Source organism: Bradyrhizobium sp. SZCCT0231 (assembly GCF_018130245.1).
GTDB classification, from domain to species: domain Bacteria; phylum Pseudomonadota; class Alphaproteobacteria; order Rhizobiales; family Xanthobacteraceae; genus Bradyrhizobium; species Bradyrhizobium japonicum_F.
Window position 1 is genome coordinate 1 of the sequence record NZ_JAFCKP010000017.1, and the last position, 20,517, is coordinate 20,517.

The 20,517-nt window shown below is 65.9% G+C and carries 21 protein-coding genes and 1 tRNA gene; 17 read left to right on the forward strand and 5 right to left on the reverse strand.

Annotated features, from left to right (window positions below; genetic code table 11):
* Positions 1–97: 97 nt before the first annotated feature.
* The 3 genes from JQ566_RS28340 to JQ566_RS28350 are packed head-to-tail and all read right to left on the reverse strand — an operon-like array spanning position 98 to position 1,942.
* Positions 98–457: a VOC family protein gene (locus JQ566_RS28340; protein WP_212378542.1), complete on the reverse strand. Its 360-nt coding sequence runs from the start codon at positions 455–457 to the stop codon at positions 98–100.
* A gap of 57 nt (positions 458–514) precedes the next feature.
* Positions 515–1,354 (reverse strand): helix-turn-helix domain-containing protein, encoded by an 840-nt coding sequence (locus JQ566_RS28345; RefSeq protein WP_212378544.1) that lies wholly within the window; start codon positions 1,352–1,354, stop codon positions 515–517.
* A gap of 9 nt (positions 1,355–1,363) precedes the next feature.
* Positions 1,364–1,942 carry a methylated-DNA--[protein]-cysteine S-methyltransferase gene (locus tag JQ566_RS28350; RefSeq protein ID WP_212378546.1) on the reverse strand — a complete coding sequence of 193 codons (579 nt, stop codon included), beginning with the start codon at positions 1,940–1,942 and terminating at the stop codon, positions 1,364–1,366.
* A gap of 174 nt (positions 1,943–2,116) precedes the next feature.
* Here JQ566_RS28350 and JQ566_RS28355 point away from each other — a divergent pair.
* The 12 genes from JQ566_RS28355 to JQ566_RS28410 all read left to right on the forward strand — a co-directional run bounded on the left by JQ566_RS28355 (position 2,117) and on the right by JQ566_RS28410 (position 12,660).
* A tRNA-Gly gene (locus tag JQ566_RS28355) sits at positions 2,117–2,190 on the forward strand.
* Between the two features lie 91 nt (positions 2,191–2,281).
* Positions 2,282–2,623: a hypothetical protein gene (locus tag JQ566_RS28360; RefSeq protein WP_212378548.1), complete on the forward strand. Its 342-nt coding sequence runs from the start codon at positions 2,282–2,284 to the stop codon at positions 2,621–2,623.
* Positions 2,624–2,772: 149 nt separating this feature from the next.
* A complete protein-coding gene (locus tag JQ566_RS28365; RefSeq protein WP_212378550.1) occupies positions 2,773–3,354 on the forward strand; it encodes a helix-turn-helix domain-containing protein in 582 nt (193 codons plus the stop codon).
* Between the two features lie 41 nt (positions 3,355–3,395).
* Positions 3,396–3,860 (forward strand): GNAT family N-acetyltransferase, encoded by a 465-nt coding sequence (locus JQ566_RS28370; protein ID WP_212378551.1) that lies wholly within the window; start codon positions 3,396–3,398, stop codon positions 3,858–3,860.
* Positions 3,861–3,948: 88 nt separating this feature from the next.
* A complete protein-coding gene (locus JQ566_RS28375; RefSeq protein ID WP_212378553.1) occupies positions 3,949–4,992 on the forward strand; it encodes a LacI family DNA-binding transcriptional regulator in 1,044 nt (347 codons plus the stop codon).
* 82 nt (positions 4,993–5,074) lie between these two features.
* The gene (xylB, locus tag JQ566_RS28380) at positions 5,075–6,529 is read left to right on the forward strand and encodes a xylulokinase (RefSeq protein ID WP_212378555.1); all 1,455 of its coding nucleotides are present in this window, start codon (positions 5,075–5,077) and stop codon (positions 6,527–6,529) included.
* Positions 6,530–7,852 carry a xylose isomerase gene (xylA, locus tag JQ566_RS28385; RefSeq protein WP_212378557.1) on the forward strand — a complete coding sequence of 441 codons (1,323 nt, stop codon included), beginning with the start codon at positions 6,530–6,532 and terminating at the stop codon, positions 7,850–7,852.
* A 12-nt stretch (positions 7,853–7,864) separates the two neighbouring features.
* Positions 7,865–8,623 (forward strand): ATP-binding cassette domain-containing protein, encoded by a 759-nt coding sequence (locus JQ566_RS28390; protein WP_212378559.1) that lies wholly within the window; start codon positions 7,865–7,867, stop codon positions 8,621–8,623.
* On the forward strand, positions 8,623–9,693 hold the full coding sequence (locus JQ566_RS28395) for an ABC transporter permease (protein WP_212378561.1): 1,071 nt from the start codon (positions 8,623–8,625) through the stop codon (positions 9,691–9,693). The genes JQ566_RS28390 and JQ566_RS28395 overlap by 1 nt, the downstream gene beginning before the upstream one ends.
* A gap of 94 nt (positions 9,694–9,787) precedes the next feature.
* Entirely contained in the window at positions 9,788–10,720 is a 933-nt protein-coding gene (locus tag JQ566_RS28400; protein WP_061879645.1) for a sugar-binding protein, read from the forward strand.
* 107 nt (positions 10,721–10,827) lie between these two features.
* Positions 10,828–11,805, forward strand: a complete 978-nt coding sequence (locus tag JQ566_RS28405) for an aldo/keto reductase (RefSeq protein WP_212378562.1) — start codon at positions 10,828–10,830, stop codon at positions 11,803–11,805.
* 3 nt (positions 11,806–11,808) lie between these two features.
* Entirely contained in the window at positions 11,809–12,660 is an 852-nt protein-coding gene (locus JQ566_RS28410) for an amidohydrolase family protein (RefSeq protein WP_212378564.1), read from the forward strand.
* A gap of 71 nt (positions 12,661–12,731) precedes the next feature.
* On the opposite strand, the gene JQ566_RS28415 is transcribed toward JQ566_RS28410, so the two are convergent.
* Positions 12,732–13,961, reverse strand: a complete 1,230-nt coding sequence (locus JQ566_RS28415; RefSeq protein ID WP_212378565.1) for an ABC transporter substrate-binding protein — start codon at positions 13,959–13,961, stop codon at positions 12,732–12,734.
* A gap of 116 nt (positions 13,962–14,077) precedes the next feature.
* Positions 14,078–15,004, reverse strand: coding sequence for a class I SAM-dependent DNA methyltransferase (locus tag JQ566_RS28420; RefSeq protein WP_212378567.1), 927 nt, complete (start codon positions 15,002–15,004; stop codon positions 14,078–14,080).
* 66 nt (positions 15,005–15,070) lie between these two features.
* Here JQ566_RS28420 and JQ566_RS28425 point away from each other — a divergent pair, with 66 nt between their 5' ends.
* The 5 genes from JQ566_RS28425 (at position 15,071) to JQ566_RS28445 (ending at position 20,435) form a co-directional block, all read left to right on the forward strand.
* Positions 15,071–16,108: a ligase-associated DNA damage response exonuclease gene (locus JQ566_RS28425; protein ID WP_212378569.1), complete on the forward strand. Its 1,038-nt coding sequence runs from the start codon at positions 15,071–15,073 to the stop codon at positions 16,106–16,108.
* Entirely contained in the window at positions 16,105–17,766 is a 1,662-nt protein-coding gene (locus JQ566_RS28430; protein WP_212378571.1) for an ATP-dependent DNA ligase, read from the forward strand. Before JQ566_RS28425 ends, JQ566_RS28430 begins: the two co-directional genes overlap by 4 nt.
* Positions 17,767–18,040: 274 nt before the next feature.
* On the forward strand, positions 18,041–18,346 hold the full coding sequence (locus tag JQ566_RS28435; protein ID WP_027575165.1) for a DUF6460 domain-containing protein: 306 nt from the start codon (positions 18,041–18,043) through the stop codon (positions 18,344–18,346).
* Between the two features lie 27 nt (positions 18,347–18,373).
* The gene (locus tag JQ566_RS28440; protein WP_212378573.1) at positions 18,374–19,108 is read left to right on the forward strand and encodes an MBL fold metallo-hydrolase; all 735 of its coding nucleotides are present in this window, start codon (positions 18,374–18,376) and stop codon (positions 19,106–19,108) included.
* Position 19,109: 1 nt separating this feature from the next.
* Positions 19,110–20,435 carry an MATE family efflux transporter gene (locus JQ566_RS28445; RefSeq protein ID WP_212378575.1) on the forward strand — a complete coding sequence of 442 codons (1,326 nt, stop codon included), beginning with the start codon at positions 19,110–19,112 and terminating at the stop codon, positions 20,433–20,435.
* Positions 20,436–20,517: the final 82 nt, after the last annotated feature.

A 20,517-nucleotide genomic window follows, 5' to 3' on the forward strand; every position in this document is an offset into this window, starting at 1 on the left:
TCTGACTCTCCGTGGGTTCGAGTGTGGAAACCCAAACCTATCGGAAAGGCCACGCTCACCGCCCATGGAATCTACGAGTGCTCGTGCGCGGCGGCCTCTACGGACAAACCGCCTCGACATTGTTGCCATCGGGGTCAATCAGGAACGCCGCGTAATAGGTCGGGCTGTAATCCTTGCGCGGCCCGGCGCCACCATTGTCGCGGCCGCCGCTCTTCAGGCCCTCGCTGTGGAACGCCTTGACCGCGTCGTGATTCTTGGCGCGAAACGCGATATGTGCACCATCCGCCTTTCGGCCCTTGTTCAGGTGCAGCCATAGCGCCGGCTCGCCCTTCGGCCCGAAGCCGGCATAACCGTCGCCGCTCGAGCACAGGACATAGCCGAGCGGCGCCAGCACTGCGGTGTAGAAGCGCGTCGCTGCGTCGAGGTCGGCAACACGCAATCCGATGTGGTCGTACATATTCGTCTCCATTGCGAAAAGCGTGCCGCGAATGGCACGCGCCGGAGACGACCCTAGTCAGTTGAGGGCAAGCTGCTCTTGGAGAATCTTGCGCATCCCCTTCGAGGCCTGGCGGAACTTGGTCGGCGACACGCCGGCGGCGCGATGGAAGGTGCGGACGAAGTTGGAGAGATCGCCGAAGCCGACGTCATAGGCGATGTCGGTGACGGCGATGTCGTCCTCAGTAAGCCTGCGCGCGGCGTGCCGCAGCCGCGAGCGCACCAGATATTGATGCGGGGTGACGCCGAGCACGCTCGAGAACAGCCGCAGGAAATGGAACGGGCTGAGGCCGGCCTGCCATGCGGCCTGCTCGAGATCGAGCTCGGCATGCGAGTTGTCGTCGATCCACAGCGCAGCCTCCACCGCGCGGCGGCGGTCGCGCGCGGTGGGGTTGGCTGGCTTGCGCGCTTTGCCCGAGACGGCGTCGACGAAACGGCCGGCCAGGATCTGTCCGATCTCGTCGAGACCAAGGTCGCTGTTGCCATCTGCTGCCGTCTGGGCCAGCTCGCCCAGCACCATCAGCTCGGGCAGCGGCGGTGTCGCGCCGACCTGCCAGATCTCGCGCCGCCCGCCGAGGGCATCGACCAGGTCCTCGCTGAAGAAGAAGCCGAGACAGACGTCGCCGGACACGTGCTCGTGCGTGCAGGTGTATTCCTCGCCGGGGGCGCCGATCAGCATCGAGCCCGCCACCAGCTCGAAGAAGCCGGCACGGCAATGGCAGCCAAAACTGCCGGAGCGGACATAGGCGATGGAATGGCCGGTGCGGCATTCCGCGAACGGCGTGTCGTCCGGTCCCGCATCGCAGCGAAACTCGGAGACCGTCATCGATGGCGTCGTCAGCAGCGTGGTGGCTTCCATGCCGCCTATTTAGGTAGGCGCGCGGGGCGGAGCAACCGGCAGCAGCACTTCGAACAGCGTCTTGCTGGCGACCGGATGGGCGCCTTCGAGCGCCAGTAGCCGTCGCTTGGAGATCACGCCGCCATAGGGCGAGAGCCGGTCGGTGTAATTGCCGGCCTCCAGCACCCGGTGGCAGGGCACGATCAGCATGAAGGGATTTTTCGCGATCGCCTGCGCCACCGAATAAGCCGCGCCGGAGGCGCCCAGCGCCTTGGCGATCTCGCGATAGGTGCGTGTCTCTCCGCGCGGAATGGTGCAGGCGTACTCGTAGACGCGCCGGTTGAAGCCAGGCACCCCGCCGGCATCCAGGCTGACGTCGGAGAAATCGGCTTCGTTGCCTTGCAGCAGGCCTCTGATGCCCTCGATCGCAAGCTCGGCGTTCTCGGACGGGCGCTGCTCGCGCGCCTCGGGATGGACCTGGAAAATCCGGCGGCGGGTATCGATCTCCCTCGCCTCCGGCAAATGCACGGCGACCACGCCGATGCTGCTCCAGATGATGCCACAGCGCCCCAGCGCCGTGTCGAATACCGTGTAGCCACGCCCCACCATGCACACGCCCCACTCAGTGCACGTTTTTCCCCCGACAGGTCGACCATAACACCGCCACAATCCAGCGCACCTGGAATCTTATCAGGACGTTAACAACCGTCCGGGCGGACGCGCCAAACCGCTTGGCGGGAGGCGCCGTCTCGGCTAATCAGGAGGCGCGCAAGCTGCGCATCCGCGGGCGTAGTTCAATGGTAGAACGGCAGCTTCCCAAGCTGCATACGAGGGTTCGATTCCCTTCGCCCGCTCCAAGTTTTCGAAGCACAGAGACTTGGTGGCGGACATATCCTATCCAGCGCTGGCGGACTTGGGCGGGCCGCAATTCGTCTTGGGGTGATTTCCATGTGGGCATCCGTCAAAAGAATTCTGGCGAAATCCAAGCTCTTGAATCAGACCGTCGGCGACGTCGTGTTTGAAACACCCGAAATCAAAGGCTCATCTTCACACTCCTTTTTTCAATGGCGCATTAAGAAGAGCATGGTGGGTGGGCAGTATTTCGTCGCGCTCAGGATGCGCCCCGACGCCTATGCAGGCCCCGAAGGGGCGCCGACCAACTATGTGAACTTCGACATAGAAGCCGCGCAGCGCCTCCGGTCCGATCTCGACCTCTGTATACGCGAATATGATCGGTTGGCGGGCGATGCTTCCGCGCGGAATGCGCAAGAGCGGGCCAGCGGAGAGTAACTCCGCGCTCGTGAACCGGGCGAAGATTCTAATATATTGGCCCCTTGAGCCCGGCATTGGCCGCTCGCTGGCTTAAGCTTCCTCATGCCCCGGCGGGTGCGGTCCTCCTGTCGGGCGATGTTCGGATGAAGACCAGGACCTGCAAAGAGATGGACCAGCAGAAACTCGACCGCGCGATCGGCCGGCGCCTGAAGACGCTGCGGACGCAGGCGGGCATGACGTTGAACGAACTCGCAGCACGCTCCGGTGTCAGCCGGGCCATGATCGGGCGGGTGGAGCGGGCGCAGAGCAGTGCGACGGCGGCGCTGCTCAACAAGCTCTGTGCGGCGCTCGACGTCACGCTCAGCGATGTCGTCGCGCTCGCGGAGAAGCCGCCGGAGCGCCTGGTGCGGCTTGCCGACCAGCCGCATTGGCGCGATCCCGACAGCGGCTACCGCCGGCGTCACGCCTCGCCGCCGGATGCGGCCAGCGGCATCGAGATCATCGTCGTCGACCTGCCGGCCGGCGCGCGCGTCTCCTACAGCCCCTGGGGCCGCAACGCCTTCACCCAGCAGCTCCTGATGCTGGAGGGCGCGGTCTGCGTGCATATCGACGCCAAGACGGTGCGCCTGCGCACCGGCGACTGTCTCGACTTCGACGTGATGCGCGCGGTGACCTTCGAGAACGAAACCAAGCAGGACGCGCGCTATGTCATCATCACGCGGCGCGGCACATCGTACGGGAAAATGTGATGTCGCCGCCCGACAATGGATACGTTGAAATGAGGCCGACCATGCAGATCCGCATCGGTGACACCTATGATCCGCGCGTGGTTGCGCTGCTCGATCATCACGTCACAGCCGCGCGGGCGCAGACTGCGCCGGGCAGCGCGCATGCGCTCGATCTGGCCGGTCTGCGTGCGAGCGACGTTGCGTTCTGGACCGGCTGGGACGGCGAGACGCTGGTCGCCACCGGTGCGCTGAAGACGCTCTCGCCTGGCCACGGCGAGGTGAAGTCGATGCACACGCTCCAGACCACGCGGCGCCGCGGCTTTGGCGGCCAGATGCTCCGCCACATCATCGCGGAAGCCCGCGCACGCGGCCTTCGGCGGCTCAGCCTCGAGACCGGCTCATGGGATTACTTCAAGCCGGCGCATGCGCTCTATCAGGCGCATGGCTTCGTCCTCTGCGGCCCGTTCGAGGGCTATGTCGAGGATCCCAACAGCCTGTTCCTGACGCTCGACCTGAGCGGCCGCTGAGCCTTCCGGCCGACGGCCGGGCCCGAAATGCCGGCATTCCCCTCAAAATGAGTTGCGTACCTCAAAACACCTCTGCTAGCCTTCAACCATGGCCGAGACACTCACCCCGACTGCGCTGACCCTGAAGGACATCGCCCGCGAGGCTGGCGTCAGTCTCGCGACGGTCGACCGCGTCCTGCACAACAGGACGGGGGTACGCCCGGACACGGTCCGCCGCGTCAAGGAAGCCATCGAGCGCAATTCGTTCCAACCGCATGTGGCCGCCGCCGAGCTCGCCCGCGGCCGCGCCCGCCGCTTCGCCTTCGTGATGCCGTCGGGGCCGAACCCGTTCATGCAGCAGATCGAGGACTATCTCGGCGAGATGTCGGGCTGGCTCTCGGCCCGCCGCCTCAGTGTCGAGATGGTCGCAACCGACGTGTTCGATCCGTCGGTGCTCGCGGCCTCGCTGGAGGCGCTGTCGGGCGATTACGACGGCATCGCCGTCGTGGCGCTGGACCATCCCGGCGTCCGCGCGGCCATCAATGATCTGGTCGATGCCGGCACCAAGGTGGTGACGCTGGTCTCGGACGTGCCGTCCTCGCGCCGCCACCATTATGTCGGCATCGACAACATCGCGGCGGGGCGCACCGCCGGCGCGCTGGTCGGGCGGCTGGTCGGCCAAAGGTCCGGCAAGGTCGCGATCGTCGCGGGCTCGCAGGGCCTGCGCGATCATGCCGAGCGCATCTTCGGCTTCAACCAGGTGATGACGACCGAATTCCCCGATCTCAGCGTCCTGCCGGTGCTGGAAGGGCGCGACGAGGACGATCGCTCGGAGCAGCTACTGGCACGGCTGTTCGGCCAGCATGCTGACATTGTCGGCCTTTATAACGTCGGCGCCGGCACGCAGGGCGTCGCCAAAGCGCTGAGCGAGGCCGGGCGCGACAAGCAGGTGGTGTTCGTCGGGCACGACGTCACCGCACTGACGCGCCGATTGTTGCTGCAGGGCGTGATGGATGCCGCGATCTCGCAGAACCCCGGACATGAAGCGCGCGCGGCTGTCCGCGTGCTGCTCGCGCTCGCTCGCGGCGAGCCGATCTTGCACGAGCAGGAGAAGATCAGGATCGACATCGTGATGCGGGACAATCTGCCTTAGCGGCAGGTGGATTTCGAAGCGGCCCGTTGCGGGGGAAAGCGACGCAAGATCGCACTCCGCAGCAGGCGAAAGGGAGGAAGACGTGTATCTCGGGATCGACATCGGCACGTCCGGTGTGAAAGCGGTGCTCGTGAGCGAAGCCGGCGCGGTTGTCGCGACCGCGGCGCGCGAGCTTGCGCTGTCGCACCCCGCGCCGCTGTGGTCCGAGCAGGATCCCGATGCCTGGGTCGATGCGGCGATCGGCGCAGTCGACGATCTCGCCGCGCGCCATCCGCGGGAGGTTGCGCAGGTTCGTGGCGTCGGGCTGTCAGGTCAGATGCATGGCGCGACGCTGCTTGGCGAGGACGGTCGGCCGCTGCGTCCGGCCATCCTCTGGAACGACGGCCGCTCGCAGGCCGAATGCGCAGCGCTGGAGCGGCGCTGTCCCTCGTTGCACGCGATCGCCGGCAATCTCGCGATGCCCGGCTTCACCGCGCCGAAGCTGCTCTGGGTGGCGCGGCATGAGCCAAAGATCTTCGACCGCGTGGCAAAGGTGCTGCTGCCGAAAGCCTATGTCCGCTATCGCCTCACCGGCGAGATGGTCGAAGATATGTCGGACGCGGCGGGCACGCTGTGGCTGGATGTCGGTCTGCGCCGCTGGTCGGCCCTGCTGCTGCATGCCACCGGGCTCGATCTGCACCACATGCCGCGCCTCGTCGAGGGCAGCGCGGTGAGCGCGGTGCTCGCGCCTGATTACGCGCAGCGCTGGGGCATGGCGAAAGATGTCGTGGTCGCCGGCGGCGCCGGCGACAATGCGGCCAGCGCGATCGGGCTTGGCGCGATCGCGCCGGGCGATGCGTTCCTGTCGCTGGGAACGTCGGGTGTCCTGTTCCGCGTCACCGATCGCTTCGCCCCGGCGCCGGCATCAGTCGTGCATGCCTTCTGCCACGCGCTGCCCGGCCTCTGGCACCAGATGGGCGTGATGCTGTCGGCGGCGGCCTCGCTCGCCTGGCTCGCCGGCGTGATGGAGACGCCGGCCGCAGCGCTGCTGGCGCCGCTCGGTGAGCGCGTCGACGGGCCAAGCCCGATCAAATTCCTCCCTTATCTCGACGGCGAGCGCACGCCGCACAACGATGCCGCCGCGAGCGGCGCCTTCGTCGGCTTGCGCGGCGCGACCGGGCGCGGCGAGATCGTGCAGGCCGTGCTCGAAGGCGTCGCCTTTGCTGCGCGCGACAATCTGGCGGCGCTGAGCGCGACGAGTGGGCCGATTGCCGAGCTCGATCTCGTCGGCGGCGGCTCGCGCTCATCGCTCTGGGCGCAGATCTGCGCCGACGTGCTCGGCATTCCCGTCCACCGCGTCGAGGAAGGCGAGGTGGGCGCCGCGCTCGGCGCTGCGCGGCTGGGCCGGCTTGCCGCGACGGGCCAAGATCCCGCGGATGTCTGTACGCGCCCGCGGCGGCTCGCGAGCTTCACACCCCGCCCGTCCGTCGCGGCGGCCTATGACGAGGCCTATCGGCGATGGCGCGCACTTTATCCCGCATTGAAGGAGTCTGTTTAAGTGAACGTGTCAGCCAAATTCTTCGATGCAAGCGCACCGGTCGCCTTCGCCGGCAAGGAAGCAGAAAGCGCGCCCGCCTTCCGTTGGTACGACAAGGACCGCCTCGTGCATGGCCGCCGGCTTGAGGATCATCTGCGCTTTGCGGTCTGCTATTGGCACTCCTTCTGTTGGCCCGGCAGCGATCCCTTCGGCGGCGAGACCTTTTTGCGGCCCTGGCACCACGGCACCGATCCGATGGCGATGGCGCGCGCCAAGGCCGATGTCGCCTTCGAGCTGTTCCGCCTGCTGGATGTGCCCTTCTTCACCTTCCACGACGTCGACGCCGCGCCGGAAGGGGATTCGCTCAGTGAGTCCGTCGCCAACCTCAACGCGATCGGCGATTTGTTCGAAGCGAAGATGGCCTCGGCAAAAGTGCGCCTGCTCTGGGGCACTGCAAACCTGTTCACGCATCGCCGCTACATGGCGGGCGCCGCGACCAACCCGGACCCCGATATCTTCACCTATGCTGCCGGCCAGGTCCGCGCCGCGCTGGAAGTGACGCACCGGCTCGGCGGTCAGAACTACGTGCTGTGGGGCGGCCGCGAGGGCTACGAGACGCTGCTCAATACCGATCTCAAGCGCGAGCTCGACCAGCTCGGCCGCTTCGTCTCGCTCGTCGTCGAGCACAAGCACAGAATAGGCTTCAAGGGCCCGATCCTGATCGAGCCCAAGCCGAAGGAGCCGACCAAGCATCAATATGATTTCGACGTCGCCACCTGCTACGGCTTCCTCGAACGCTACGACCTGCTCAAGGACGTCAAGCTCAACATCGAGCAGAATCATGCCATCCTCGCCGGCCACTCCTTCCATCACGAGGTCGCGCTGGCCGAGGCGCTCGGCGTGTTCGGCTCGCTCGACATCAACCGCGGCGACGATCTGCTCGGCTGGGACACCGACCAGTTCGCGATGAATGTGCCGGAGCTCGCCCTGGTGTTCCACGAGATCCTGAACCGCGGCGGCTTCACCACGGGCGGGCTCAATTTCGATGCCAAGATCCGCCGCCAGTCGATCGATCCCGATGATCTCATCCATGCCCATGTCGGCTCGATGGATGCCTGTGCGCGCGCCTTCCTCGCCGCCGCCGACATGCTCGATGCCGGCGTCCTCGCTGCGCCGCTTGCGAAGCGATACGACGGATGGGCCGGCCCCGAGGGACGCGCCATTCTCGGCGGCCAGCGCTCGCTCGCCGATCTCGCCGACCGCGCCATGAGTCCCGGCTTCGATCCGCAGCCGCGCTCGGGCCGGCAGGAATATCTGGAATCCCTGGTCAACCGCTATGTCTGAGGAACGCCGCTGATGACAAAGGCTGACGCGACACCGGTGCTCGAGCTCTCCGGCATCGGCAAGGAGTTCGGTGCGATCCGCGCGCTGCATGACGTCGACATGCAGGTGTTTCCGGGCGAGGTGGTCGGGCTGATGGGCGACAACGGCGCGGGCAAGTCGACGCTGGTCAAGATCATCGCCGGCAATTTCCGCCCCACCCACGGCGAGATCCGTTTCGCCGGCAGCGCCGTGCATTTCAATCGTCCCGTCGATGCCCGCGCCGTCGGCATCGAGGTCGTCTACCAGGACCTCGCGCTATCGGACAATCTGACCGCCGCCGCCAACGTCTTCCTCGGCCGCGAGCTGAAGCGCAGGTTTGGACCGCTGGCCTTGCTTGACCACAAGGCGATGGCGGCGCGCGCGCTGGAACTATTCGGCGAATTGCGCTCGGAGACGCGCCCCGACGATCTCGTCAAGCAGATGTCCGGCGGCCAGCGCCAGGCGGTCGCGATCGCGCGGACGCGGCTCTCCAATGCGCGGCTGGTGATGATGGACGAGCCGACCGCCGCGATCTCGGTGCGCCAGGTCGAGCAGGTGCTCGGCCTGATCCATCGTCTCAAGGAGCAGGGCGTCGCCGTGATGCTGATCTCGCATCGCATGCCCGACGTGTTCGCGGTGTGCGACCGCGTCGTCGTCATGCGCCGCGGCGAGAAGCGGGCCGACAAGCCGATTCATCAGACGTCCCCGGAAGAGGTCACCGCCCTGATCACCGGCGCGAAGGAGGCGGCGTGATGGCCATGCCCATGGAATCCCCGATCACCTTCACCAATGTCGGCAAGATCAGGTGGTGGCAGCGCGGCATCTTCGCCTCGCAGACCGGCTACGTCCTGCTCGCGCTGGCGGTGCTGCTGGTGATCATGCATTTCGCCAGCCCTTACTTCTTCACCCAAGGCAACATGCAGAACGTGGCGAAGAATTTTTCCTTCATCGCCATCGCCACTCTCGGCGTCACCTTCGTCATCATCACCGGCGGCATCGACCTGTCGGTCGGCTCGATGATGTGCTTCTCCGCCATGATCACCTCGATGGTGATGACCGAGCTGTCGGCGCCCGGTTCGCCGTTGGTGCACATGGCGGCCGACGGCAAGACCGTGCTCGCCAATGTGCCGGGGCTGATCCTGCTTGTCTCGCTCCTCGCCGGCCTCGGCGTCGCGCTGGTCGCGGGCCTCGTCAACGGCTTCTGCATCGCCGTGCTCGGCCTGTCGCCCTTCGTCACCACGCTCGGCATGCTCTCGATCGTGCGCGGGCTCGGCTATGTCGTCTCCAACGGACGCGGCAGTTTTCCGGGCGGGCCGGACGCCGATTATTTCTATGCGCTGACCTCGGGCGACGTGCTCGGCGTGCCCGTGCCCTTCATCTATCTCGTGATCCTGGCGCTGGCGATGGCCGTGGTGCTGCACCACACCTCGTTCGGCCGCCACGTCTTTGCGCTTGGCGGCAACGAGAAGGCGGCGGAGCTCACCGGCATCCCGGTGGTCCGGGTGAAGATCGAGGTTTACGTGATCTGCGCGCTCGCAGCAGGCCTCCAGGGCATCATCATCTCCGGCTGGCTCGGATCGGCGCCGGCCAACATGGCGACGTCCTACGAGCTCAACGTGATCGCTGCGGCCGTGATCGGCGGCGCCAATCTCGCCGGCGGCATCGGCGGTCCGCTCGGGGCCATCGTCGGCTGCGTGCTGCTGGAAGTGATCCGCAACGGTCTCGTGCTGGCACAGGTCAGCTCCTACTGGCAGCAGACGCTGGTGGGCGTGATCATCATCCTGGCCGTGCTGGTCGATCGCATCCGCTCGCGGATGACCTGACGTGACGTCGTCCCGGGAAGGCAACGAAAATGCCGCCTGTCCGCTTCCCGGGCGCTTTCGAATGGATGGGCACCAAACAAGGGTGGAGGAGACAATGAGGAAACTTCTTCTTGCCGGTATCGCCGTTGCGATGATGGCGACGCCGGCGTTCGCTGCGAACTATCGCTTCGTCATCGTGCCCAAGGCGATGAACAATCCGTTCTTCGACTTCGCGCGCGACGGCTGCCTGAAGCGCGCCAAGGAGCTAGGAAACATTGAGTGCATCTACAAGGGACCGGTGGAGCATGAGCCGGCGACGCAGGCCCAGATCATCCAGGACTTCGTCACCCAGAAGGTCGACGGCCTCGCCATCTCGGTTGCGGACGTCGCGGCCATGACCAAGTCGATCGAGGCGGCGACCGCCGCCGGCATCCCCGTCATCACCTTCGATGCCGATGCTCCTGGCTCCAAGCGCATCGCCTATATCGGCACCAACAACAAGGAGTTCGGCCTGGCCCTCGGCAAGCAGCTTCTGAAGATGCGGCCGGACGGCGGCAAATACGCGATGGTTTCCGGCGGCCCCGGCGCCAAGAACCTCGCCGAGCGTGTCGATGGCGTGCGCGAGGCGCTGAAGGGCTCGAAATGGACCGAGGTCGCGGGCTCCCCGACCTTCTGCAACGACGATCCCGCGCTGGCGGTCCAGCAGATGACGGACATGCGCACCGCAACGCCCGACCTCGCCGCAATCGTTCCCATCGGCGGCTGGCCGATGTTCGCCCCCGAAGGCTTCAAGGCCTTCGCCTCCCGCAACAAGAAGGACATTGATTCCGGCAAGTTCACGCTGGTCGTCGCCGATACGCTGAAGATGCAGCTCGAGCTGCTGCGTGACGGCTATGCCAATGCGCTGGTCGGCCAGCGTCCGTTCGAGATGGGCGAGAAGGCGATGGACACGCTGCTCGCCATCAAGAAGGGCGAGAAGGTGCCGGAGATCGTTTATACCGGCCTCGATCTCGTCACCAAGGACAACGTCGCGCAGATGTTGAAGTAGGAGCGCCGCCAGCCCCGTGCTCCTGCATGTCTCTCCCGCTTGCGGTTTGCGCAAGCGGGAGAGATGATTTGGACTGTCTGGAAGAAGACTGCTGGAAGGCAATGGGAATGAAAAGGTTACGGCTCGGCGCTCTCGACGTCACTTCAATCGGCCTTGGTTCCGCCCCGCTCGGCGGATTGTTCGCGCCAGTCAGCGACGCCGATGCGGAGGCGACACTCGCAAGAGCCTGGGCGCTCGGTGTCCGCTTCTTCGATACCGCGCCGCTCTACGGCTTTGGCCTGGCGGAGCGGCGGCTCGGTGCATTCCTGCGGCAACAGAAGCGCGATTCCTACGTCATCTCGACCAAGGTCGGCCGCCTGCTGCGCGCACCGGATGGCGCTGCCGCCGAGGACGAGCACTACAAGGGCACACCGCGCGAGCGGCCGGTGTTCGATTTCAGCCATGACGGCGTGATGCGATCGGTCGAGGAGAGCCTGGAGCGCCTTGGGCTCGACCGCGTCGACGTCCTGCTCGTGCATGATCCCGACGACCATTATGACGAGGCCGTCACCGGCGCCTTCCGCGCGCTCCAGCGGTTGCGTGAGGCCGGCACGGTCAAGGCGATCGGCGCCGGCATGAACCAATCGGAAATGCCGGTTCGCTTCGCCGAGGCCGTGCCGGTCGACTGCTTCCTGCTCGCCGGGCGCTACACGCTGCTCGATCAGGGCGCGCTGGAGGCGCTGTTTCCGCTCTGCCAGGCCAGAAATATCGGAATCCTGCTCGGCGGCATCTACAACAGCGGCATCCTGGCCAATCCGCGGACCGGCGCGAAGTTCAACTATCAGGATGCCGATGCGGCGCTCATGGCACGTGCGCTGGAGCTTGATGAACTCTGCCGCAGGCACGACACGGAGCTGAAAGCCGCTGCGCTGCAGTTCTGCATGGCGCACCCGGCGGTGACGGTCGCCGTGTTAGGTGCGCGCAACGCCGGTGAGGTTGCCGACAATATCGCGATGTCGGAAAAGGCGGTGCCCGCCGCGTTCTGGCAGGAGTTGCGTGCACGAAAGCTCGTCGATGCGCGGGCGCCACTTCCCGGCGGAACGTAAGGCATGATCATCGACAGCCATCAGCATTTCTGGGATCCGGCGCGCGCCGACTATCCCTGGATGGCGGCGGACGAGCTCGCGCCCATCCGCCGCGCTTTCGGCGCTGCCGATCTCGCGCCATTGCTGAAAGCAAACGGCGTCGACGCCAGCATCGTGGTGCAGTGCCGCTCCACGCTGGAGGAGACCGAGCAGTTCTTGCGTATCGCGCAGGCAAATCCCTTCGTCGTCGGCGTGGTCGGCTGGGCCGATCTGACCGATGGTGCGCTTGACGAAACGCTCGACCGGCTGCGCGCGTTGCCCGGCGGCGGCAAGCTGGTCGGCATCCGCCACCAGGTCCACGACGAGGCCGATCCTGATTGGCTGCTTCGCGAGGATGTTCAGCGCGGCCTCACGGCGGTGTTCGCCCGCGATCTCGCTTACGATTTCCTCGTTCGTGCCCGCGAGCTGCCGTCGGCGATCGCAACCGCGCAGGCCTTTCCGCAGGCGCGCTTCGTGCTCGACCACGCCGCCAAGCCGCCGATCGCGGACGGTGGAAGCGACGAATGGGCCGACCGCATCGCCGCGTTAGCCGCTTGCGGCAATGTCTGGTGCAAGATCTCGGGGCTCGCGACCGAGGCGGTCTGGAATGACTGGGATGCGGAACGGCTGTTTCCGTTCGTCGAGCACGCCGCAAAATGCTTTGGCGAGGACAGGCTGATCTTCGGCTCGGACTGGCCAGTGTGCCTGCTTGCGGGAGGTTACGGCGAGATCAAGACCGCGCTGGAGGCCTGCCTGGCGAGGCTTGGCCCGCGCGTGCGGGACAAGGCTTTTGGTGTGAATGCGACGCGGGCGTATCGGCTGGCTATCGCAGGTTAGCTCGAAGCGTTGGTGTCCTCCTGCCTCTCCTGGCAGAGCAGGAGAGGGGAAGCACGGCGGGGGCCCCAAGCCTACTCCGACATCGGCTTGTCGGAGATGTCCCAGTCCTTGCCGGTGAAGGTGGAGATGAACAGCGTCTTCATCGGCGTGTAGTTCTCGGGCGTGTAGCTGTAGGTGACGCCGTCGAGGAAATAGGGCGAGTGGAAGCCCGCGAGCGTCGAGGCCTGCTTCAGCACGTTGGCGCGGGTGAGGTCGTCGCCGCAGCGGCGCAGGATCTCGCCCATGGTCACGGCCTGCCCGTAGCCGGCGAAGGCGATGGTGTTGTCGGGGTCGATCGCCGGTGTGTACTTCTTGCGCAGTTCCTCGAACGCCATCACGTCGGGGTCCTTCTCCCATTTGGGCAGGCCGACCTCCTTGTTATAGCGGATCGCGACGATGCCGGTGGCGTTCTCGAGGCCCGCGGCATTGAGGATCGACCGGCCGGTCGAGCCGGCGGAAAGAAGCTGCAGCGGCTTCCAGCCGAGCTCGGCCACTTTCCGGATCGACTGCGACGAGGCCTTGCCGGTCGAGATGTTGTAGAACACGTCGGCGCCGGACTTGGAGAGATTGATGAGCTGGGAATCGACCGTCGGCTCGGTGAGATCGTAGGTCTGCTCCATGATCACTTGCGCGGTGCCGCCGGCGTCGGTCAGCACCTTCTTGAAGGGACCCAAGAAGTCGCGGCCGAAGTCGTCGTTCTGGTAGAGGATGCCGATCTTCGCATTCGGCTTCACGGCAACGACGTGTCGCGCCAGGATGCGCGCTTCGGTCGGATAGAGCGGCAGGCCCGCCATCGTCCATTTGAACTCTTTCGGGTTGTTCCACTTCGATGCGCCGGTGTTGAGCAGCAGCTGCGGTACGCCCTTGGAGTTCAGGTATTTGTGCACGGCGGTCTGTGGCGCGGTGCCGAGCGAGCCATAGAGCGCCAGCACTTCTTCCTGCTCGACCAGCCGTCGCGTCGCCTCGACGCATTTCGGCGCGCTGTAGGCGTCGTCCATGGTGAGGAATTTGACCTTGCGTCCGTTGATGCCGCCCCTCTCGTTCAGCATCTGGAAATAGGCTTCGCCGATGCGGCCGAGCACGCCATACAGCGAGCCGGGGCCGGAATGCGGCACGGTCTGCCCGATCTTGATCTCGGTGTCGCTGGCGCCCGCATCGTATTTCTTCTCCGCGGCCCAGACATAGGGCGCGGGCAAGGTCGATGCGGCGATGGTGGCGAGCGCGGCGGCGCTGAAATCGCGCCGCGATGGATTCTTCGTCATTATTTGTTTCTCCCTAGCGAGCGTATTGTGCTGGCATCGCAGCTACGCTCGCAAGTGGGAAGTCGCAGCTTTGCGACGCAATGACGCTCAAATCGTGGGGGCGCTAGCGCCTAGACTCAAGTTTTTTCCGCGACGATGACGAGGCCGCGCACCGGCTCGTTGTTCTCGTTGCGCGGCGAGGCCGGCTCCAATGTCAGCAGCTTCAACCCGGTCTTGGCGATCGCACCGCGCACATATTCCGCGGAATGGGCATAGCGCAGGCCCTCGCCGAGCACGATGCCACTGCCGTCATGCGTCTCCAGCGTGAAGGCGAGCACGCCGCCTGATACGAGCACGCGCCTGGCTTCGCTCAGCACCGGTGCGAGATCGGAGAGATAGACGAACGCATCCGCGGCCACGACGAGGTTCGCGCTGGCGTCGGCCTTGCCGCGCAGGCCCTCGATCATGTCGGCGACTTCGAGCTCGGCATAGAGGTTCGTCGCGCGCGCCTCCTTGATCATGCCGGACGACAGATCGATGCCGATGAAATGGTCGACCTGTTTGGCGAACGCGGCTGCCGCAAGACCAGTGCCGCAACCGAGATCGATGGTGCGCTTGAAGAAGGCCGGCTTCTTCGCGGCAACGCGCGCGGCCAGCACCGCCTTGAAGATCAGCGCGGGGGCGCGGTAGCCGAGATCGTTGATCAGCACGTGCTCGAAGCGAGGCGCATATTGATCGAACAGCGTCTGCACATAGGCCTTGGGCATCTCCGCCATCTCGGTATCGCCGAGGCGCGTCAGATGCAGGCCGGCGCCGTGCTGGTCCCCGGGGTCGGACCTCCGCGCCTCTCGAAACGCCGCGATCGCCTTGTCGCGCTCGCCGAGCTGCTGACGGATTTCGCCGAGCGTGAACCAGGCCGAGGTGAAATTCGGCGCAAGCTCGATCGCCTGCTCCAGGAGGTCGGCGGCGGCGGGCAGGTCGCCCTTGAGCTGGAGGTCGCGCGCGAACTCGAAACGGCGGTCGGCCATGAGATCGCCGGAGGTCAGGAACAGGCGGAGCGGCATTGAGGAACCAGGAAGCGAAGCGGGTAAGTGACTCGAAGATGTGATGGCCCGACTTATATAACAAGCATGCGTCCGCAAGACATCCTGCTGCCAGTTGCTGCCGGCTTGTACTGCAAGCCCGGCGGCTTCCATATCGACCCCGTCCGCCCGGTGGAGCGGGCCGTGATCACCCACGGGCATTCCGACCATGCCCGCGCCGGCCATGGCGCGGTGCTGGCGACGCAGGAAACGCTCGACATGATGCGGCTGCGCTACGGCGAGAATTTTGCCGGCTCGACCCAAGCAATCCGCTATGGCGAGGAAATCCGGCTCGGCGACGTCAGGGTCAAGTTTCACCCGGCCGGCCACGTGCTGGGCTCCGCACAGATCGCCGTGACCTGCAAGGACACCTGCATCGTCGCCTCCGGCGACTACAAGGACGCGCCCGACCCGACCTGCACGCCGTTCGAGCTGGTGCCCTGCGACGTCTTCATCACCGAGGCGACGTTCGGGCTGCCGGTATTCCGGCATGGCGACGCCGCCGACGAGGTGAGGAAGTTGCTGGCGTCGGTCGCGCTGTTTCCGGAACGCGCGCATCTCGTTGGTGCCTATTCGCTCGGCAAGGCGCAGCGCGTGATCGCGCTGCTGCGTGCGGCCGGCTATGACGCGCCGATCTACCTTCATGGCGCCATGGAGACGATCACGCATTACTATCAGGGCCGCGGCATCGACCTCGGCGAGCTCAGACCGGTGAAGGGCGTGAAGAAGACGGCGCTCGCCGGCACCATCACGCTGGCGCCGCCGTCGGCCACTTCCGATCTGTGGACGCGACGCTTTCCCGATCCCGTCACCGCCTTCGCCTCGGGCTGGATGCGCGTGCGTGCCCGGGCGCGGCAGCGTGGCGTCGAGCTGCCGCTGGTGATCTCCGATCATGCCGATTGGGACGGCCTCACCGCCACGATCGCGGCGACCGGCGCCGGCGAGATCTGGGTCACGCACGGTCAGGAAGATGCGCTGGTGCATTGGTGCCGGAGCAAGGGCCTGAAAGCGCAGCCGCTCGATCTCGTCGGTTATGGCGACGAGGAGGAGAGCGAGACGCCCATTCAGGGCGAGGCCGAAGCATGAACCGCTTCGCCGAGCTTCTGGACCGGCTCGCCTACGAGCCCGGCCGCAACAACAAGCTGCGACTGATCACCGGCTATTTCCGCGAGGTCGGCGATCCCGACCGCGGCTACGCGCTGGCGGCGCTGACCGGCGCACTCAGCTTCAAGCACGCCAAGCCGGCGCTGATCCGCGATCTCATCGCGGCGCGCGCGGACGAGGTGCTGTTCGGCTTGAGTTACGATTATGTCGGCGATCTCTCGGAGACGGTGGCGCTGATGTGGCCGAAGGCCGCGCTCGCTGCCCACAACAACCCTCCACCCCCAACCCTCACCGAAGTCGTCGCCACGCTACGCAACCTCGGCAAGACCGAACTGCCAAAGCAGCTCGAGCGCTGGCTCGACGAGCTGGACGAGACCGGCCGCTGGGCACTGCTGAAGCTCGTCACCGGTGCGTTGCGGATCGGTATCTCCGCGCGGCTCGCCAAGACTGCGGCCGCGGCGCTCGGCGACAAGGATCCGCATGAGGTCGAGCTGATCTGGCCGGGGCTCGCCCCGCCCTATCTCGACCTGTTCGCCTGGCTGGAAGGCCGCGGCGAAAAACCTGTAAATCGCGATCCCGCGCCGTTCCGGCCCGTGATGCTGGCGCATGCGATCGAGGACGGCGATTTCGCGGCACTCGACCCCGCCGACTACATCGCCGAATGGAAATGGGACGGCATCCGCGTGCAGGCGGTGGCTGGCCGCGACGATCGCGGCCACATCACGGCGCGGCTCTACTCGCGCACCGGCGAGGACATCACCGGCAGCTTTCCGGATCTCTTGCCGTCGCTGCGCCTGCCCGGCGCGATCGACGGCGAGCTGCTGATCCTGCGCGAAGGTCGCGTGCAGAGTTTCAACGTCCTGCAGCAGCGGCTCAACCGCAAGGTCGTCTCGCCGAAGCTGATCAAGGAATTTCCGATCCACCTTCGCGCCTACGATCTGCTCGGCGATGACGAGAACGATCTGCGCGAGCTGCCTTTTGCCGAGCGACGCGAAGGGCTGGAGAGGTTCATCAAGAAGCTCGACGATCCCCGCATCGATCTGTCGCCCACCGTCCCCTTCACAAGCTGGGAGGCGCTGACCGCCGCGCGCGCCGATCCTGCGAGTGCCGGCGCCGGCGAGGATGCAGAGGCCGTCGAGGGCGTGATGCTGAAGCGGCGCGATGCGCCCTATCTGCCGGGGCGACCGAAGGGCCAATGGTGGAAGTGGAAGCGCGATCCGCACATCATCGACGCCGTGCTGATGTATGCGCAGCGCGGTCACGGCAAGCGCTCGTCCTATTATTCCGACTATACGTTCGGCGTCTGGACCGAGGGCGAGACGGGCGACGAGCTGGTGCCGGTCGGGAAAGCCTATTTCGGCTTCACCGACGAGGAATTGCTGCAGATCGATCGTTTCGTCCGCCGTAACACCACCGAAAAATTCGGCCCCGTGCGTCATGTCGTGCACGAGAGCGACAAGGGGCTGGTGCTGGAAGTGGCGTTCGAAGGCTTGCAGCGCTCGCCGCGGCACAAATCCGGCGTCGCCATGCGTTTTCCCCGCATCAGCCGCCTGCGCTGGGACAAGCCGCCGCGCGAGGCAGACCGATTGGAAACGCTGGAGAAGATGCTGAAGGCGGAGCCGGCGGAGATTGATGTTTGAGGCGCGGCAGGTGCGCTCCCTCTCCCGCTTGCGGGAGAGGGCTGGGGAGAGGGTGTCTCCGCAACGGGACAATCTCCCAGAGGAGAAAGCCCTCACCCGGCGCTCCGCGCCGACCTCTCCCGCATCCGCGTTGGCCAAGGCTTCGGCGGACAAGCGCGGTAGAGGTGCCGCACCGCCCGAATTAAACTCCCGTAACCAGATTGACGCCCCGTTCCGGGTTCCCCATGTGCCTCGCCGTGCCCTATAATGGGTCGAATCCCCTGAGGAGTTTGCGATGGTCCAAGACGTCAGAGATTTGCCGGCCGGCCGCAGCGACGGCCTGCACCGCTTTCTCGGCGGCTCCCCGCTGGCGGTCGCGTTCCGGCTGGTCCTGCTCTCGATCCTGGTCGGCGTCGTGCTCGCGGCGATCGGCTTCGACCCCTGGAACATCATCCACAGCATTCGCCTCTTGTTCCAGCGTCTGTGGGATCTCGGCTTCGATGCCGTGAACTGGCTGTGGCGCTACTTCCTGCTTGGCGCGGTCATCGTGATTCCGATCTGGCTGCTCTCGCGCGTGTTCGGCGCGCCGCGCGGCCGGTGAGGATTTGATTGAGGGAGTGCGCAGCCGATGCAACTGCGTTTCGTCGGCTGCGGTGACGCCTTCGGCTCCGGCGGCAGGCTCAACACCTGCTTCCACGTCTCGGGGCGCGCGGCCAACTTCCTGATCGATTGCGGCGCGTCGGCGCTGCCGGCGCTGAAGCGGCTCGAGATCGACCGCAACGAGATCGACCTGATCCTGATCACGCATTTCCACGGCGATCATTTTGCCGGGCTGCCGTTTGTCTTGCTCGATGCGCAATTCTCGCGGCGGACGCGGCCGCTGACGATCGCGGGTCCGCAGGGCATCGCGGCGCGGCTTGCCCAAGTGATGGAAGCCCTGTTCGAGCATTCCTCGAACACCAAACAGCGCTTCGAGCTGAACGTGGTCGAACTCGCGCCCCGGCAAAGCCAAAGCTTCGGCGCGGCAACGGTGACACCCTACCCGGTCGTGCACGGCGAATCCGGCGGGCCTTTCCTCGCCTATCGCGTCGAGGCCGAGGGCCGCACGCTGGCCTACAGCGCCGACACCGAATGGACGGAGACGCTCATTCCGCTGGCGCATGGCGCGGACCTTTTCATCGCGGAAGCTTATATGTACGAGAAGGTGGTCAAGAACCATCTCAGCCTGAAGACCTTGGAACAGCATTTGCCCGACATCGGCGCCAAGCGGCTCGTCCTCACCCATATGAGCGACGACATGCTGTCGCGCCTGGGCGAAGTGCCGCATCTCGCTGCAGAGGACGGCATGGTGCTCGTGTTCTGACATGCACGCACCGGTTCATCCCAGGATCGGCTCCCGCCAGGTGTTCGCCATCGCGGGACCGGCGATGGTCGCGAATCTGACCACGCCGCTGATCGGCGTGGTCTCGACCACCGCGATCGGACGGCTCGACGATGCCGCGCTGCTCGGCGGCGTCGCGATGGCCTCCGTCATCTTCGACTGCCTGTTCTGGCTGTTCGGCTTCCTGCGCATGAGCACGCTCGCCTTCACCGCACAGGCGCTGGGTGCCGGCGAGGCGCGCGAGCAGACCGCGATCCTGGTGCGCGGCTTCATCGTTGCCGGCCTGATCGGCGCCGCGCTGATCGCGCTGCAACTGCCGCTGACGTCGGCGCTGTTCGACCTGATGGGCGGCAGCGAAGGCGCGACGCGCGCCGCGAAGACCTACTTCATGATCCGGATCTGGTCATCGCCATTCGCCTTCGCCAATTACGTCGTGCTCGGCTGGCTGGTCGGGCAGGCCCGTGCCAATCCGGCGCTCGCGCTGCAGGTCGTCATCAACCTCATCAACATGGTGGCGACGATCCTGCTGGTGCTGGTCTACGACACCGGCATCGCCGGCGCGGCCATCGCCGCGCTGCTGTCGGAGATGACAGGCTTCGTGCTGGGCGTGATCGTCTGCCGCCGTTATGCTGCCGGCGGCTTCAAAGTGCCCCGCGCGACGCTGTTCGATCGGGCCAAGCTGATGCGGCTCCTGGCGGTCAATGCCGACATCCTGATCCGCACCGCGGCGCTGATCGCCGTGTTCCTGTTCTTCACCGCGAAGGGCGCGCGTGCCGGCGACGTCACGCTGGCGGCGAACTCGGTGCTCAACAATTTCCTCCTGGTCAGCGCTTTCTTCCTCGACGGGCTCGCCAATGCGGCCCAGCAGCTCTGCGGCCGCACCTTTGGCGCACGCGACGCCAAGGGATTTGCGGATTCGACCAAGCTGGTGCTGCTCTGGGGCCTCGGCTTCGCGCTGGTCGTCGCCGTGCTGTTCGCGCTGTTCGGCCCCAACCTGATCAATGTCATGACCGCCAGTGAGGACGTCCGCCGTGCCGCGCGCGACTTCCTGCCGTTCATCGTGCTCGCGCCCATCCCCGGTGTGTTCGCCTTCGGCTTCGACGGCATCTATGTCGGCGCGACCTGGGCGCACGAGATGCGCAATCTGATGCTGGCCTCGCTGGCAATCTTTTTCGGCATTTGGCTGGGGCTGCAATCGTTCGGCAATGCCGGACTGTGGTGCGCGCTGATCGCGTTCTACGTCGCCCGCGGCGGCTTGCAGGGTGCGAGGTATCCGGCGCTGTATCGGGCGACGTTTGCGAAGCCGTAGCTCTCGTGTCCCGGACGCGCTGCAGCGTGAAACGCTGCTGCGCAGAGCCGGGACCCAGAGCGCTGCCACATGGGCCCCGGCT